The following is a 16,524-nucleotide window of genomic DNA, read 5'->3' on the forward strand; positions in this document are numbered from 1 at the left end:
TAGTCTGACAATTTGGTCTTACTTCTATCTTATACTCCATCTTATGATCTGGCAACTTGGATTATTGACTAATTTTAAAGGATTGGCCGTCCAAATCGAAAAAAGGGCAGTCAAGCCGTCCAAAATCGGATGCTTGACCGCCTCTTCTCGCTCATTATGAACCGAAATAGTCCCTTACAAGCTTCAACGCTTCCTCGGTTGATACCTGCAGGTCCTCTCCTCCGATCCTATATCTCAGTTCTACCACCCCGTCGGCCGCTTGTCTTCCGACAACGATCCGGACCGGAACGCCGATCAGATCGGAGTCCTTGAACTTCACGCCCGGGCGCTCGTCGCGGTCATCCAGGAGCACATCAAAACCCGCGGCACCAAGCTCCTCGTACAGCTTGCCTGCAATGTCCATTTGCATCGCGTCCTTGGCGGATACAGGCACGACATGGACCTGATAAGGCGCCAGCTCAAGCGGCCAGCGAATTCCCTGCTCATCATGATGCTGTTCCACAACCGCGGACATGACGCGGGATATTCCGATTCCGTAGCATCCCATGATGATCGACCTCTCCGATCCCGCAGCGTCAAGGTAATTCGCCTGCATGACTTCGCTGTACTTGGTCCCGAGCTTGAATACTTGCCCCACCTCAATCCCCCGGAACATTCGCAGCTTCCCTTCGTCGCAATTCGGACATCCATCGCCCGGTACGGCATTGCGCACGTCGCCTAGCCGGGTCATCTCAAAATGCACGCCGGGACGGACATGCTTCCAGTGGTAATCCGATTCATTCGCGCCTGCTATGGCCGAACCGATATCGGCGGCGGAATAATCAACGATAACCGGAATGCTTAATCCGATTGGTCCGGCAAAGCCGATTGCCGCGCCAGTCAATCTCTCCGTCGTTCCTTGGTCGGCGAGCTCCAGCATATCTGCCTGCAGCAAGGCTGCAAGCTTGATTTCGTTGACTTCATGATCGCCCCTTACGATTACCGCGACAGGGTTGCCATTGGCAATGAACAGCAGCGTCTTTAGCATCTTATCCGCGGAAGCATCCAGCGCCTGAACAAGCTCATCGATTGTCCGGATGTTCGGAGTATGAATTTTCTCCGGCTCAGGGTAAGCATCGGATTCTTCGGTGCTTATAGCCGTTTCAGGTATCCTGTACCCGGCTTTCTCGAGATTAGCCGCATATTGACAGCGGTCGCAGACTGCGATTGTATCCTCGCCGATATCGGCAAGCGCCATAAATTCATGGGTGCCGCCTTCTCCGCCTATGGTCCCCGCATCCGCTTCCACCGGCCGGAAACGCAGACCGCAGCGGGAAAATATCCGGTGATAAGCGTCATACATCCTTTGATAGCTTTCATGAAGCCCTTCCCATTCTTTATCAAAAGAATAGGCATCCTTCATCAAAAATTCCCTGCCGCGAAGCAAGCCGTAACGCGGTCTCTTCTCATCCCGGAATTTAGTCTGGATCTGGTATAACGTAATCGGAAGCTGCCGGTAAGAATTTATTTCCCCGCGAACCAGATCCGTAATCACTTCCTCGTGAGTAGGACCCAGCGCGAACTCGCGGTCATGCCTGTCCTTCAGCCGGACCAGCTCGGGTCCGTATTTCTCGTAGCGGCCGGACTGCCGCCATAGATCGGCGGGCTGCATCGCGGGCATAAATACTTCCTGGCAGCCGGCATTATCCATCTCCTCCCGAATAATCTTCTCCAGCTTGCGCAATACGCGGCGGCCCGTTGGCAAATACGTATAAATTCCGGCAGCAAGCTGCCTGATCAGGCCTGCGCGCAGCATCAGCCGATGGCTGATTGCTTCCGCTTCGGAAGGCGCTTCACGCAAGGTTGGCATTAATAGTTGACTTTGACGCATAGTTCTCACTCCCGACGGTTGATAGAAAAACAAAAAAGAGCACATTCGCAAGGGACGAATGTGCTCGTGGTACCACCCTTTGTTAGCCGGGGCAGCAAACGCTGCCGGCTCTCTAAATTGATAACGGGATCCTCATCCCGGCAAAGTCCAAGCTGGAAGCGGCGGCCTTTGCAGCTCACAAGGCAGGATGAGTCTTAAGCGTTCATAGAAGCTTCGCAGCCGTGGGCTTCCTCTCTGAAATGAACAATTGCTTAACGCTCGACCTTGATCGAAGCTGTTGGAATATTTAGATAAATTTACAACAAGCGTTCTTCCGCGTCAAGATGGTCATGATGCGCGGATAAGAACAAATGTGCTATAATCAAGCTTAATTATCGGCTTTCATTACGAGGAGAGATCAAATAGATGACTACGACACCAACAACGAGCGCATTTACGGGCTTTGAGCAGAAGGATTTCGACACGTTTCTGATCGAAGGACTGGAGCAGCGCATGGCTGCCATCGAGGAACGGATTCGTCCGAAGTTCCGCTATCTGGGCGAAAAGCTTGCCGGAGACATTGCCGTGCAGGCAGGCGACGAAATGTTCCTGCATATTGCGAAGCATGCCCGCCGGACCGTAAATCCGCCCAAGGATACCTGGCTCGCCATCTGCAACAATAAACGCGGCTACAAAGCGCATCCGCATTTCCAGCTTGGCTTGTTCGACGACCATCTCTTCCTATGGTTTGCCCTTATTTACGAGGCGCCTAATAAGTCCAAAATCGCTTCCGTCTATCTGGACCATCTTGACGAAGTCATCTCGGCTGTTCCTTCGGATTACGCGCTTTCGCTTGACCATATGAAGAAAGAGTCCACGTCGGTAAGCGAAATGAGCAAGCAAGACTGGGTCAACGCCCTTACCCGGCTTCGCGACGTGCAAAAAGCCGAGCTGCTGATCGGCCGCCATCTTCCTGCCGGCGACCCGCTTCTTCACGATGGGGATGCGCTGTACAAGCTTGCTCAGGATACCTATGAAACGTTGATGCCTTTGTATCGTTTGGCTGCTTCTGTTTAAAAAACTTCGGTTACAATTTGCACACTGCGCATGAAATGTTCTTCCGATCGCCATTGCTCGTGGATTCCTTCGATTAGACTGTACAAGGGTGGAATCCACTCACAAAAGCGAACGCTACGCTTCTACAGAATCATTTCATGCTTCGTTTGCCCGTAACCTGAACAACAAAAGCAGAAGAAAAAGATAAAAAGGCTGGGGAAGAACAGAAAAGCTGTGCGGAAGAAACTCCGCACAGCTTTTTTGATTGGGGTTAGACCGCTGTAACCGTTTTGGCAGCCTGTGCTTTGGCACGGCGCTGCTTGCGGGAAGCGCGGAAGAAGAACAATTCGTACATGCAAGGAACAACGATCAGCGTCAGAAGCGTTGCCGCGGCAAGACCGCCAATCACGACGATCGCCAAGCTCTGCGATACGATGCTGCCCGATTCGCTGGCCCCGAATACGAGAGGCAGCATCGCGCAAATCGTTGCAACAGCCGTCATGATGATCGGACGCATCCGTGTAGTTGCCGCTTCTACAAGCGCATCTCGGATCGACATCGTTTCTTCGTTTTGCTTCACGCGGTCGATTAGAACGATGGCGTTCGTCACAACGATGCCTATTAGCATCAACGCGCCAAACATCGCGGTAAAGTCAGGCGTAACGCCGGAGATCAAGAGGCCTACGACTGCGCCAATCGCCGCAAGCGGCAGCGAGAACATAATGGCGAGCGGAGCGCGCAACGTTTTGAAGGTCAGCACCATAATCAAGTACACGATGCCGATCGAGATCAGCGCTGTCATCCCAATGTCCGCAAAATCGCTTGCTTGGTCAGCCGATGCGCCTCCAACCTTCAGTTCGACGCCATCCGTCAGCTTCAGCTTATCTGCGGCTTTCTTAATATCCGCACCTATAACAGAGAGCTTTTGAGGATCCGCATCAGCCGTAATCCGGACATAAACCTTGCCTTCCTTGTGGTAATACAAGCTTGGCTCTTCCGTGCGAACCAGCTTCGCCACGCTTGATACCGGAACCACGCCGGATTCCGTTGCAATCGTAAGATTCTTAAGAGCCGCTTCCGTATCCGGATTAACAACCGGCTGCACGACGACGGAGGTGTCGCGTCCGTCTACCTTGATGCTGCCTACCGGCACCGGATTCAGAATGCTCTGCAGCTGCATCGAAACTTCCTGGCCTTTCGCTTTTTCCGGGTCCACCTGGAACGTATAGACCGGCTTTTTCTCTTCCTGGTTGCTTTGTACTTTAAGCACGCCTTTAATCGGTTTGATCGCGGCAATCAGTTGATCCGCTGTCTGCGTCAGCTTCTCAGGATCATCGCCCGTGACGTCAACGAATACTTGCGATCCGCCGCCGCCCATCATCAGATCCGTGGCATTTACGGACAGCTCGGCATCGCTGAAATTCGTTTTTTGCTTCTTCACTTCATCCATGAATACTTCGGCGTCCACGCCTTTCTTCAGATCAACCATATACGTTACAAGCGTCGGCGAGGATACCGAACCGTATTGCGCGTTTTCGGAGCTGTTGCCAAGCTGCATAATCACCCATTCCACGCTCTTGCTGTCTTTCAGGAAACTTTCCAGCTGCGTGCCGCCCTGCTCAACCTTCTCGGAAGGCGTATCGCTTGGATACTGAAGGGAAATGTTCAGATTCTCCGCGCTGGAGGAGTCAAGCGCACCCTTCGGCATCATCGCGTAAGAACCAATGGAGCCTACGAACAGAACTAAAGCGATAAGCAGCGTGACCCATTTGTGCTGCAGATTCCAGCGGATAAACGATGCGAATTTCTCCGACCCTTTATGCGGCTTTTCCTTCGTTCCGCGAAGCAGAATCGCGCTAAGCAGCGGTACTACCGTTAATGCAACCAGCAGCGAGGACAAGAGAGAATACGCTACGGTAAGCGCGAATGGCAGCAGGAAGGCCTGCAGCGAACCGCGGAGCAGACCCATTGGCAGGAATACCGCCACGGTAACCAGTGTCGAAGACGTAATCGCGGTTGCGACTTCTTTTGTTGCGTCGGTAATAACGGTAACCGAGAACGGCTCCTTTTGCAGCCTGCGGTAAATGTTCTCGATAACGACGATACTGTCGTCCACAAGGCGTCCTACCGCTACGGCCACACCGCCAAGCGTAATGATATTCAGGGTTACGCCGGACAGGTCTAGCAAGTACAGCGTGATGCCAAGCGACAACGGGATTGATACGATCGTAACCAGCGTTGCGCGGAAATTGCGCATGAAGAGCAGAATGATAATCGTTGCAAACAATGCACCCATCAGCACTTCGCGAAGCATGCTGTTAACGGAGTGAGTAACGGATTCAGCCGTGCTGAGCAGAACAACCGCGTCAACGCCTTTTACATCCTTGTTCAGACGCTCGACCGTCTTCTCCACGTTTTTGCCCGTAGATACGGCATTGGCGTTAGCCGACTTCGATACCGTGAACAAAATCGCGTCCTTGCCGTTCATCCGGCTGATGCTCTCCTGCTCTTTCGCCTGCTCAACCTTTGCAACATCGGACAGCTTCACGCCAGGGGCAACCGGAAGATTGCGAAGCGTATCGACGCTTGTTACTTCGTCATATACATTAATGTTGCCGGCAGCGCCGTCTACATTGCGTTCGCCGATCGAAGCGGATACGCCGCGTCCTTGCAGCACGCTGAGCAGGGTTTGAACCGGAAGTCCCTTTTGCGCCAGCTTATCCGTATCGGGAGTAATGTGGATCGATGGCGTTGACTTGCCGTTAACGCTGATCTGGCCCGCTCCCTCGGACTTTTGCAGCTCCGTATTGACCAGCTTGATCTTGGCATCCTTCTCTTGCTCGCTAAGACCTTCGTCAAACGTAACAACGATCCAGGAGATCGGAATCATCGACGTATTAAACTGGACAACAAATGGCTTCATGACGCCTTGGGGAAGCTGAACCTGATCAACCGAACGCTCGATCTCGGCCTTCGCTTCCTTCATATTCGTATTGGAATCGAAATTTACGTTAACCTGGGCGTAACCGTTCCCCGAAGTCGAGAACATATCGGTCTTGCCTTTCGTGAACATAACCGCTTCTTCGAGCGGGTTCGTCACTTGCTGCTCCATCGATTTGGCGTCCATGCCAGGCCCGATTACGGTCACCATAACTTGCGGGTTATCCGCTTCCGGCAGGAACTCCATTGGCAGCTTCAAATAACTGATGACCCCAACCGTCAATGCCATAACGACGATCAGGATAACGGCCGCCTTGTTACGGAACGACCATTCGGTTAACTTGTTCATTACAACTACTCCTTCTCCCTATTCGGATTTCTCTTTTATGTGTTTTTGACATTTCTAAGCATACCTGCATTGAAAATAATGTAAAAACGTCTCCAGACGGTATTTTACTCTCGCCCCGGGTCGGAGCTGTTCTACGACTTAGGTCCAGTATCCAAAATGAGCAAGTACTCACTTTACAGCTGAGCGGACTGCTTTTATACTAAAAATGAGTATTCACTCATTCCATTCAAAGAGGTGTTTCTATTGACGAAATCAGCGGAAAAGCCTGCTATTGCCGTCTCCCGAATCACAAGAAAGTTCGGGGACCGGAAAGTATTGGATGATATTACGCTCACCGTGCCACGCGGGGAGCTGTTTGGACTTCTTGGTCCGTCAGGCTCCGGAAAAACGACCCTCATCAAGCTCATAACCGGCATCGACCTCGCCGACGACGGACAGGTTGAATTGTTCGGCGAGCCGATGCCCCAGCTCAAGATGCTGCAAACCTTCGGGTATATGGCGCAGTCCGATGCTCTCTATCAGGAGCTGACCGGCAAGGAAAACATGGTTTTTTACGGCTCCCTCTACGGGCTTTCCGGCAAAGCTCTCGCTTCCCGAATCCAGTCCGCCGCCGCGCTTGTGAATTTGACCGAACATCTGGATAAAGCGGTAACCGCTTATTCCGGCGGCATGAAACGCCGCTTGTCGCTTGCCATCGCGCTGCTGCATGAACCCCGGCTTCTCGTGCTTGACGAACCGACGGTTGGTATCGATCCCGTTCTCCGTCAAGCGATCTGGAATGAGCTGCGCGCCCTGACGCAGCAAGGCGTAACGATTATCGTCACCACTCACGTCATGGACGAAGCCGAGAAATGCGACCGCTTGGGACTCATCCGCGACGGTAAATTAATTGCGCTGGACACTCCCGAAGCTATTATAGAGCAAGCAGGAGTCCATACAATCGAAGAAGCGTTTATCGCCTTTGGCAGCCGGAAGGAGGCGCAAGCATGAGAATACGTGCGCTCGTTGTACGCATTATCCGCCAATTCGTCCGCGATAAACGGACTTTGGCTTTGTTGTTCCTCGCCCCTCTTCTCATTCTCAGCTTAACAAAGCTTGTATTCGACGGCAGAACCGTATCGCCAGAAATCGGATTGACGGGCCCGGCCAGCGCGTTTGCCGAGAAGCTTGAAGAGCAGAATGCAAGCATTACCATTTATAATTCCGTTAGCGAGGCCGAAGAGGCTTTGAAGAACGGGAAGCTTGATGCCGTCATTCAGATTAAAGAAGGCAAACCGGATATTACGTTAGAGGGAAGCGATCCGTCGGTAAGCCGCAGCACGCAGCTTGTCATGCAGAAAGCTCTGCAGAGCAATGTTCAGGAGCTTGCTCCTACGGTTCATTATCTGTACGGAGGACCGGACATGGCCTCATTCGATTCATTTGGTCCCGTACTCATCGGCTTCTTTTCCTTCTTCTTTGTTTTCCTGCTCGCGGGAGTATCCTTCCTTCGCGAACGCACTAGCGGAACGCTGGAAAGACTGCTGGCGACGCCAATCCGCAGATCGGAGATTGTGCTTGGCTACTTAGCCGGGTTTGGAATCTTCACGCTGCTCCAGGCTTCCCTGATCGCCTGGTTCTCCGTTCAAGTGCTTGGCATGTCGATGGCCGGCCATATCGTCAATATGCTGCTGATTAATCTTCTGCTGTCTTTGACCGCGTTAACGCTGGGCACGTTGCTGTCCTCGTTTGCGAGCAGCGAATTTCAGATCATCCAGTTCATTCCGATTATTATCGTGCCTCAGGCATTTTTCTCCGGGTTGTTTAATCTGGATGCCATGAATCCGGTCCTGCAGAAGCTCAGCTTCATCATGCCGTTGTACTACGGCGCGGATGCCATGCGGGGAATTATGATTCGAGGGGAAGGTATTGCCGATATCCAACTCGATATTTACGTGCTGGCGGGCTTGTCGATCCTGTTCGCCCTGCTCAACGTTGCGGCATTAAAGAAGCACCGCCGGATGTAGGCGCCCTTCTTTTTCTGCTATAATAACGGGAATGGGCAAAAAGGGAGTGTCTGGCATGAGCGAGCCGATTGAAGAATGGCTGGATGAGCTGAATAAGCTTAGCGAAGAGAAATCAATGACCGATAAGCAGCTGAAAATCGTCAAGGCTGCCTCCGAAATCTTTGCGGAAAAAGGCTTTGCCGGATCATCCACGAGCGAGATCGCACAACGTGCGGGTGTGGCGGAAGGTACGATTTTCCGGCATTACAAAACGAAAAAAGAATTGCTAGTCTCCATCGTGGCACCGGTGATGGCAAAGCTGGTCGCGCCGTTTGTGATGAGGGAGTTCTATAAGGTGCTGGACAGCAGATACGACAGCTACGACCAGATGCTTCGCGCGATTCTCGAGAACAGGCTGGCGTTTCTTGAGAAGCATATAAACGTACTGAAAATTTTTATTCAAGAGATCCCATTCCATCCGGAGCTGCAGGAGCAATTCGAGAAGCTAATTCTCGCGAAAGTATTCGAAAAGGTCACCCCCAACATCCTCAGGTTCCAGGAAGAAGGCACCCTTGTGAACTGGTCGCCTTATACAATCATTAGGCTTACGGTCTCCTCGCTCATTGGATATGCCGCCATACGAATGATTTACGGCAAACGGGAAGACAGCAGCTGGAATGATGAGCAGGAACGGGAAGCGACTATCGCTTTTATTATGAAGGGGTTAGCGCCGTAAACGTACGAAGCAAAAAGCCGAAGGCATCGCGGGTACCTCTCTCTTGCATGAGAGCGGCTTCCCGCGATGCCTTCGGCTTTTTAATGATGCTTGAATTGGTGATTATGCGGTAAATTCCACGTGCATAGACTTGTCGCCACCCCGCCTGCCGCAACCGTTATTAGAGATAGCAGAAACGTATCTTCAGGAAGCAGAATGGCCCCCGTTCCGATAATGATAAAATCCGTTAAAAAAATAATAACCCCAACGTTTAACGGTATATACCTGGACAAGAAATGGGCCAGAAGATCCGTCCCTCCCGTGGAAGTACCGTTCCTCAGCATGATACCGAGGCCTGTCCCAATGCAAAAGCCGCCAAGCACCGCCCGCGTAAACGGAGTCCATTCAATGTAATAGAGAAAGTGGAACCGGTAGGGGCTGAGCAAATCGATGACATAGCTGGATAACAGCAGGCCGTTCAGGCTCTGGTAGATCATACTCCGGCTTTGAAACCAGACCAGGGCAAAAATCGGGATACTGCATAGCAGCATGGTCAGACCCACTTGAATGTGAAGCAGATAATTGACGATAAGGGCGATCCCTATAAGCCCCCCGTCCAGAATCATCAACGGAATCAGAAAAAAATTAATCCCGACCGATATCAGCAGGCTCCCCAATATGATGGCCGCCCACCTGCGCCATGACAGAATCCCCATTCTACCTTTCACCTCTTTTTGCTCTACCTCATTTATATGCGGGCCTAGTACATGCCATTCTCTGGAAAAAACAAAAAAAGCCGGCCTCTCATATATTCATGAGAAGCCGGCTTTACGCCAGTCCTTATTCCTGTGCTGCGGTTGAACCCGCTGTGCCGTCCATTCTGCGGAACTGTACAAGCAGGATCAAAGCCAAGAGACACAGAATGCCGCCGGAAACGTATGGCAGGCGCAAATCGAGCGTAAACAAGAACGAACCAACAAGCGGTCCAAGAATACGTCCCAAGCTGTCCATCGAAGAGCTGAGGCCGGAGGCAACGCCTTGACCCACTTTCGTCTTCTGGGTAATTAACGAGGTTACGCATGGACGGATCAGCGAGTTGCCAATGCCGAATACGGCAAGCGACATCGTAGCCCACCACAAGGAATGGGCAGCAAGCAGCAGGAAGAAGCCAACTGCCGAAATAATCAAGCCAAGCGCGATGTATTGAGGCTCCTGCCCCCGCTTGATTCTCCGCCGAACGACACCGCCTTGCACAAGCGCGCCAACAAAGCCGCATACGAAGAACAGCATGCCCACCTGCACCGGCGTTACGTCAAAGCGCTGAATGCCGAAGAACTGCAGCGTTGCTTCCATGCCGGCAAGCGTAAAGGTAACGAAGAACGCAAGAACGTACAGAAACTTAAGCGGCCCGGTAAAAGCCGACCAGCGGGATTCCCGCTTCTCGCCCGAAGCTCTCCGCTTCTCGGGCGGCAACGATTCCTTCAGCTTGGTTATTGCGAAAAACAAAGTAATTAATGCCATTATCGATGCCGCGTAAAAAGGGGCTTCGAGCGAAACCTGACTAAGCAGACCGCCTACGCCTGGACCAATCGTAAAGCCGAAGCCAATCGACATTCCGACAAGCCCCATGCCTTTTGTACGCTGCTCCGGCGGCGTAATATCCGCTACGTAAGCGACAATAACCGAAGTGACCGCCCCAGAGAACAAGCCCCCGAGAATACGGGAAAGATACATCAAGGTTAAATTGTCGGAAGATAAGCCAAACAAGAAGAAACTGATTGCAAAACCGGTCACGCCAATGATAATAATCGGCCTCCGGCCAATCCGGTCGGATAAGCCTCCCCAATATGGAGAGAGTATGAACGATACGGCTGAGTAGAGCGCAAGCATTAAACCCGTATGATGCTCGGCGTTACCCGGGCTGACGGCTTTAATCATTTCAGGCATAACAGGAATAATAATCCCGAACCCGATGAAGGTGGTCATTAGAATAGCCATTACTATAAGAAGTCGTTTATCTCGCATTTTGTCTTCACCCCATCCCTTATCGTATCATATCAAGCTGGCCATAGTTATGAACAAATGGAGAACAATACTAGTCCAGCTTCGGAATGCCCGACTTCATCAATAAAATTGTTGCTTGCATTCCGACTTGTTTTTGCTATACTCAACTTTGTTTGTACATTAGACATTAGACGACAGTCGAAAGGCAGGGACGAAAGCGATGGATCATAACAAAACCCCGCTCTTCAGCGCACTCCGCCGCCATGCGGAGAACGATCCGGTACAATTTCATATTCCGGGGCATAAGAAAGGTCTCGGCAGCGATACTGAGTTTCGCGAATTTATCGGCGACAACGCCTTGTCGATCGATCTTATAAATATAGCTCCGCTTGATGACTTGCATCAGCCAACCGGCGTTATTGAAGAAGCGCAAAAACTTGCGGCAGATGCGTTTGGCGCGGATTACACGTATTTCTCCGTTCAAGGCACCAGCGGCGCGATTATTACGATGATTCTGACGGTCTGCAGCCCGGGCGACAAAATTATCGTCCCGCGCAACATTCATAAGTCCGTTATGGCCGCCATTATTTTCGCCGGCGCGCGTCCGGTATTTATCTCGCCCGCGCGCGATTCGAATCTCGGTATCGACCACGGCATTACGACCCGCTCGGTGAAACGCGCGTTGGACCGTCATCCGGATGCCAAGGCCGTTCTGGTCATTAACCCGACTTACTTCGGCATTTGCGCGAATCTGAAGGAAATCGTGGATCTTGTTCACAGCTACGATATTCCGGTTCTTGTCGACGAAGCCCATGGCGTACTTATTCATTTCCATGAGAAGCTTCCGATGTCCGCCATGCAGGCCGGTGCCGATATGGCAGCTACAAGCGTACATAAGCTTGGCGGCTCCATGACGCAAAGCTCGGTCTTGAACGTACGCAAAGGTCGGATCAACCCGTTCCGCATCCAGACGATCCTGAGTATGCTGACGACAACTTCGACATCTTATATTTTGCTCGCATCGCTGGACACGTCCCGCCGCAATCTGGCGATTAACGGCCATGAAATTGCGGAGAGAGCGATTGAGCTTGCCCAATATGCCCGTGAACGGATTAATCAGATCCCTGGCCTTTATTGCTTTGGCGAAGATATTCTCGGCGACGAAGCGACCTACGATTATGATCCAACCAAAGTTACGGTTCATGTCCGCCATCTTGGCGTAACCGGCTACGAGGTTGAGAACTGGCTCCGCGATCACTACAACGTAGAGATCGAGATGAGCGACATGTATAACATTCTTTGCCTCGTGACGCCCGGAGATACCTCCGAGTCGATCGAGAAATTGCTGCAAGCGCTCCGCGGCTTATCGGAGACGTACCATGAAGGCGCGGAAGCCCGCGAGCTTGTCGTGAAAATTCCGGATATCCCGCAGCTGTCCCTGACGCCGCGCGACGCTTTCTATGGCGAGACGGAAATCGTACCGTTCAAAGAGTCAGCCGGACGGATTATCGCCGAATTTATTTACGTCTATCCGCCGGGCATTCCGATCTTGCTTCCTGGTGAAGTTATTTCGCAGAAGAACATCGACTATATCGTGGATCATGTTGAGGTCGGCCTGCCTGTCAAAGGGCCGGAGGATCGCAGCATTCAGTTCGTTAAAGTCATCGTGGAAGAAAACGCGATCTTCTAAACGAAAAGCCAACGGCAGAGCTCTTGGGCGAAGCTGTTGGCTTTTTGCATGATTCCACTTATTGTAAACCTTTAGAGCGCCATGCTATGATGAGGTGGGGGTGGGACGAATGAGTCAAAGCGCATTTATTAAGCTTGTTCAAGGATCTGCCGTTAGTGAGCTTCCGCTGGAAGAACTGAAGGAAAAGCTAATCCATTACCGGGAGCAGACCGCTTTAACCGGAACGCAGCTAGACTGGGATTACGCAAAAGCGGCTTTTCCGTATACGTTCGAGTCGAAACAGGATGACCGATGGTTTTACTTGCAAGGTACCAATCCCGGATACAAATATATCGTGTTTGGCAATGGAGATGAGGGCCCTTCCACGATTCAAGTAGTCCTTCCCGACGGGTCCACCCATGGCGACAAAGCCAAAGCTAACGAGCTTTGCAAGTATTTGGCCAAACAGCTGCTTGCCGAGCTTACGATGTTTAACGGCCGAACGATTTATTATAATCCGCGTAAATGACATACAAAAAACACCCGTCTATCCAAGGCTGAAGCAGCCGTTTGGAATAGACGGGTGTTTTAGGTCATTAACCTTCTTTGTTCTCGTTCTCGGTGCGCGCGATTTCTTCGTAGATCGCCGTTACGCGATCCCACTCCGCATCGTCTTCGATCCCAACGAGGAATGCTTCGTCATTCTCTTCTTCAATACGGAAGATAACGCCGTCAGCCTCCGGATCGTTGCGATCCAGCAATACCGCGTAAACGTTGTTCTCCGATTCAAATGTATAGACCATGACCATTTCACGCTCTTGGCCTTCGTCGTCTGTCACGATGAACACATGCTCATCATGTTCGTGATCATGTCCGCAGCCGCAGTCTTCGCCGTGCTGATGTTGATGCTCGCTCATGGAATTACCCCATTTCAGTTATTTATACATACTTACGTATCGTACCATGCGAAGAATCGCCGGTCAAACAAAAGACGCCCGGCCGTAGTCCGGAGCGTCCTTATTCAAAGCCTTATTTTTACTGGGATGTGATGAGCTTCTCCGATACAACCGTCCAGTCATCCGATGGCGATGTCTTCAAATAGAACCGTACCGCGTATTTGCCGGCGTACTCGAAGTTGTATTTGATATCCTCCGTCCGGTACCAGAAATTATCCTTCGTGATGCTGACATTCTGGGATTGAATAACCTTCTCGGTGCCGTAAGGGTCCGTAATCGACACTTTTACAGCAGAGATGTCTGTCTTAAGGTTGTCGATTTGGGAGAAGACATTAAACGTATATTTGTTGCCTTTGTCCACATTGCCAAAGATGACTTTATCCTGGAACAGAATCATATGGACATTAGGCTTGTTAATTGTCGCTTTCTTGCTCTGATTATCCCAGTCAACAAGCGCATTCAGGCTGTTTACCATCTGGCGAAGAGGCAAGTAGGTTTTGCCGTCCACAATAATGCCGCCGTCATCCAGCTCACTGCCGTTTACAATAACGCGTACTTTCTGGGATGCAGAATCGGCGAAAATGAGCGTACCTCCGAATACCGACAAAATAGCGAGCAAAATAGCTACTTTTTTGAATCCGACTTTCATTGCTGTTAACCCTCCCTCCATCCGGTTTGTCTGGATGTTTGGTTATACTCGGGTTTTGGCCCAAAGTTGCGCCCCGCAATAAAAGTTTTTAAGCCTGACCGTTCAAGGCTGAATCTGTCAAAAGCTGTTGAATCATGCGCTTGCCCAGGAAATACTTACATATTGCCCGCGGTTAGCTGTAAGTGCGGGTCAAGATGCAAGGTACGCCCTTCCCCACCGCTCCGGGCTCCTGCATTCGCTTCCAATAGCGCATCCCACGCTCGCATGGCGTTTTGCATACCGCGCAAGTGTCGGACAACACAAGCTTGTAGTAATACTGCTTTCTTTCACTGGACGACTTTTTCTTCTTCACAACTTTGCCTTTGCCCTTTGCCGCTGCTGCACTCATCTTCGTTCAATCCTCCCGCCGTTTTGCTTCTGCATTATATGTAGGCGGAGGGCATTATGCATCTGTTGTTTGTCAACATCTTGCGTTATTTGATAAAGTGAAGACAACTATAAAGGGAGGCGATCTAAGCTTGCAAATCCAAATGCTTGGCACCGGCGGTGCTTTCGCGAAAAAGTATTCGAATAATAATGCTTTAATTGAAGTTGACGGTTTTAAGCTGCTCGTGGACTGCGGCATCACGCTGCCCCGGTCGCTTCACGATGCCGGTTACTCGTTTAACGATCTCGATGCCGTACTAATCAGCCATATGCATGCCGACCATGTCGGCGGGCTGGAGGAATACGCGTTCCAGATGATGTTCCGTTACGGCAAAAAGCCTGTCCTGTATATTGCCGATACGCTGGTTGAGCCATTATGGGAGCAGACGCTTCGCGGAGGCTTGACGCAGGAGCCGCTTAACGCGCTGTCCGATTTCTTTGATGTTCGTCCAATCAAGGAAGGCGAGTCGTACGAGATCCATCCCGAAATTCGCGTGAAGCTGATCCGGACGGATCATATCGCGGGCAAGCTCAGCTACTCCTTCCTCTTTAACGAAAACTTTTTCTATTCCGCGGATATGAAATTTGACGGCGGATTGCTGAAGGAATTGATCGAGGACGGCGTATCAACGATCTTTCATGACTGTCAGCTTGTCTCCCCGGGTGTTGTCCATGCGAGTCTGGACGAGCTGCTCACGCTGCCCGAGGACATCCAGGAGAAAGTTTGGTTGATGCACTATAACGACAATATGGAAGAGTTCGTCGGTCATACGGGAAAAATGCGCTTCGTGGAGCAGTTTGCCGTTTACGAAATTAAAACCTAACAAGCAGATATCCACCGCGCTACTGGCGCTGCAGACATCCGCTCTAGGTATAGCTTATGCAAGGGGATGCATTCCGGTTAAAGGTTAAAATCGACGTACATGCAGGTACGTGCATGTTTTGGGCCAAATCGATCCATACTATCCATCGGGAGGATGATAATATGGATCACACACAAGAAGAAGTCGTTGCCGTACGCAAGAACGGAGACGGCGATATTGTTGAACTGCAATTAACGTCTGGCCGGGTCGTCGATTACAAAACCGCGCAGTCGATGGTTAAAAATAATGAAATTGCCGGATTAAACGTCTTTAAAGGCCGTGACCACGAAGAGCATCTTCGTTCTAACGCGGACGGCCGCAAGGACAATAATCTCGACAATCTGCCAACCTTCTAAAAACCGGAAAATCGGCTGCCGCGATCGCGGACAGCCGATTTTTTTCTTCACCTCATAATTGATGGTCATTTTTTCTTTGTTTCGGGAGGCAGCTTTCTGCGCCATACATGCGTTTGATCATACGATAAGGAATCTTTTACGACAAACCTTGCCACACATGCGATTACCGTACCCACGATGCCAAACAAGCCCAGAAGCCATACGGCCATATAGGCATACTCCTGTGCCAAACGATACCGCCTCCTATTAGTCATGCAAATGCTTTCTATACAGGTATGTATGGCTAGAATAAAATATGCTAATTTTGTCACAAGTTCGCATCATAATTGCCGATCCGGATCATACTAATTGGCGGACAAACGTACTCACAATACCGAAGGGAGAGTAACTTCACGATGACTTTAGATTTGAACAGCAGCTATGATTGCGCAAATGCTTCTTCCGACTTGCCGAACCTTATCGCGCAGCTTGATTCGTTAAGAAACGGATCCGCTTCCACTGCCGAGCAGCAGGAGGAGATTAACCGGCTCGAGAATCAGATCCGGTTCATTCAGAACAAATGCGATATTCCGCATAGTAATCATTAATAACGAGACGCAAAAGGTCCATGCTTAAGCGCATGGGCCTTCCTCTTTTGCAACCCCGAAAAAAAATTCAATTTCCTTCAAACCGCTTCCTCCTTTCCTTCGTTACCTCCTATAGAGACC

Annotated in this window: 17 protein-coding genes; 9 read left to right on the plus strand and 8 right to left on the minus strand. The window is 50.9% G+C overall.

The annotated features are described in order from the left end of the window. Positions 1-154: 154 nt before the first annotated feature. Positions 155-1,870: a proline--tRNA ligase gene (locus tag ACR9FF_RS18685; protein WP_435163637.1), complete on the minus strand. Its 1,716-nt coding sequence runs from the start codon at positions 1,868-1,870 to the stop codon at positions 155-157. A gap of 405 nt (positions 1,871-2,275) precedes the next feature. On the opposite strand from ACR9FF_RS18685, the gene ACR9FF_RS18690 reads away from it, so the two are divergent. After that, positions 2,276-2,926, plus strand: coding sequence for a DUF1054 domain-containing protein (locus tag ACR9FF_RS18690; RefSeq protein WP_435163639.1), 651 nt, complete (start codon positions 2,276-2,278; stop codon positions 2,924-2,926). Between the two features lie 250 nt (positions 2,927-3,176). On the opposite strand, the gene ACR9FF_RS18695 is transcribed toward ACR9FF_RS18690, so the two are convergent. Continuing rightward, positions 3,177-6,194: an efflux RND transporter permease subunit gene (locus tag ACR9FF_RS18695; protein WP_435163641.1), complete on the minus strand. Its 3,018-nt coding sequence runs from the start codon at positions 6,192-6,194 to the stop codon at positions 3,177-3,179. Positions 6,195-6,437: 243 nt separating this feature from the next. Between ACR9FF_RS18695 and ACR9FF_RS18700 the strand changes: the two genes are divergently transcribed. From ACR9FF_RS18700 to ACR9FF_RS18710, 3 genes are read left to right on the plus strand one after another with little or no spacing between them, the layout of a single operon-like run. Next, positions 6,438-7,184 (plus strand): ABC transporter ATP-binding protein, encoded by a 747-nt coding sequence (locus ACR9FF_RS18700; RefSeq protein WP_435163643.1) that lies wholly within the window; start codon positions 6,438-6,440, stop codon positions 7,182-7,184. After that, entirely contained in the window at positions 7,181-8,200 is a 1,020-nt protein-coding gene (locus ACR9FF_RS18705; protein WP_435163645.1) for an ABC transporter permease, read from the plus strand. The genes ACR9FF_RS18700 and ACR9FF_RS18705 overlap by 4 nt, the downstream gene beginning before the upstream one ends. Positions 8,201-8,255: 55 nt before the next feature. Continuing rightward, a complete protein-coding gene (locus ACR9FF_RS18710) occupies positions 8,256-8,915 on the plus strand; it encodes a TetR/AcrR family transcriptional regulator (protein ID WP_435163647.1) in 660 nt (219 codons plus the stop codon). Between the two features lie 80 nt (positions 8,916-8,995). Here the strand turns inward: ACR9FF_RS18710 and ACR9FF_RS18715 are convergent, their stop codons facing one another. Both ACR9FF_RS18715 and ACR9FF_RS18720 read right to left on the minus strand, forming a co-directional pair. After that, positions 8,996-9,610: a YitT family protein gene (locus ACR9FF_RS18715; protein WP_127493546.1), complete on the minus strand. Its 615-nt coding sequence runs from the start codon at positions 9,608-9,610 to the stop codon at positions 8,996-8,998. Between the two features lie 124 nt (positions 9,611-9,734). Continuing rightward, complete coding sequence (locus ACR9FF_RS18720) at positions 9,735-10,919, minus strand: MFS transporter (RefSeq protein WP_435163649.1); 1,185 nt, start codon at positions 10,917-10,919, stop codon at positions 9,735-9,737. Between the two features lie 199 nt (positions 10,920-11,118). On the opposite strand from ACR9FF_RS18720, the gene ACR9FF_RS18725 reads away from it, so the two are divergent. Then, a complete protein-coding gene (locus ACR9FF_RS18725) occupies positions 11,119-12,588 on the plus strand; it encodes an aminotransferase class I/II-fold pyridoxal phosphate-dependent enzyme (RefSeq protein ID WP_127493551.1) in 1,470 nt (489 codons plus the stop codon). Positions 12,589-12,697: 109 nt separating this feature from the next. Beyond that, positions 12,698-13,096: a DUF1885 family protein gene (locus tag ACR9FF_RS18730; RefSeq protein WP_248757726.1), complete on the plus strand. Its 399-nt coding sequence runs from the start codon at positions 12,698-12,700 to the stop codon at positions 13,094-13,096. A gap of 67 nt (positions 13,097-13,163) precedes the next feature. On the opposite strand, the gene ACR9FF_RS18735 is transcribed toward ACR9FF_RS18730, so the two are convergent. The 3 genes from ACR9FF_RS18735 to ACR9FF_RS18745 all read right to left on the minus strand — a co-directional run bounded on the left by ACR9FF_RS18735 (position 13,164) and on the right by ACR9FF_RS18745 (position 14,560). Then, complete coding sequence (locus ACR9FF_RS18735) at positions 13,164-13,484, minus strand: DUF1292 domain-containing protein (protein ID WP_127493555.1); 321 nt, start codon at positions 13,482-13,484, stop codon at positions 13,164-13,166. Positions 13,485-13,602: 118 nt separating this feature from the next. After that, complete coding sequence (locus ACR9FF_RS18740) at positions 13,603-14,172, minus strand: stalk domain-containing protein (protein ID WP_127493558.1); 570 nt, start codon at positions 14,170-14,172, stop codon at positions 13,603-13,605. 172 nt (positions 14,173-14,344) lie between these two features. Then, positions 14,345-14,560 (minus strand): hypothetical protein, encoded by a 216-nt coding sequence (locus ACR9FF_RS18745; protein ID WP_127493560.1) that lies wholly within the window; start codon positions 14,558-14,560, stop codon positions 14,345-14,347. 130 nt (positions 14,561-14,690) lie between these two features. Here ACR9FF_RS18745 and ACR9FF_RS18750 point away from each other — a divergent pair, with 130 nt between their 5' ends. Then, entirely contained in the window at positions 14,691-15,422 is a 732-nt protein-coding gene (locus ACR9FF_RS18750) for an MBL fold metallo-hydrolase (protein WP_435163653.1), read from the plus strand. 161 nt (positions 15,423-15,583) lie between these two features. After that, positions 15,584-15,817 carry a DUF3892 domain-containing protein gene (locus ACR9FF_RS18755; protein WP_127493562.1) on the plus strand — a complete coding sequence of 78 codons (234 nt, stop codon included), beginning with the start codon at positions 15,584-15,586 and terminating at the stop codon, positions 15,815-15,817. 65 nt (positions 15,818-15,882) lie between these two features. On the opposite strand, the gene ACR9FF_RS18760 is transcribed toward ACR9FF_RS18755, so the two are convergent. Then, complete coding sequence (locus tag ACR9FF_RS18760) at positions 15,883-16,047, minus strand: hypothetical protein (RefSeq protein ID WP_015845397.1); 165 nt, start codon at positions 16,045-16,047, stop codon at positions 15,883-15,885. A 165-nt stretch (positions 16,048-16,212) separates the two neighbouring features. On the opposite strand from ACR9FF_RS18760, the gene ACR9FF_RS18765 reads away from it, so the two are divergent. Next, entirely contained in the window at positions 16,213-16,404 is a 192-nt protein-coding gene (locus ACR9FF_RS18765; RefSeq protein WP_127493564.1) for a DUF2524 domain-containing protein, read from the plus strand. The last annotated feature ends 120 nt before the right edge of the window (positions 16,405-16,524 follow it).

The sequence above is a fragment of the Paenibacillus glycanilyticus genome, from assembly GCF_051200795.1.
Classification (GTDB): domain Bacteria; phylum Bacillota; class Bacilli; order Paenibacillales; family Paenibacillaceae; genus Pristimantibacillus; species Pristimantibacillus glycanilyticus.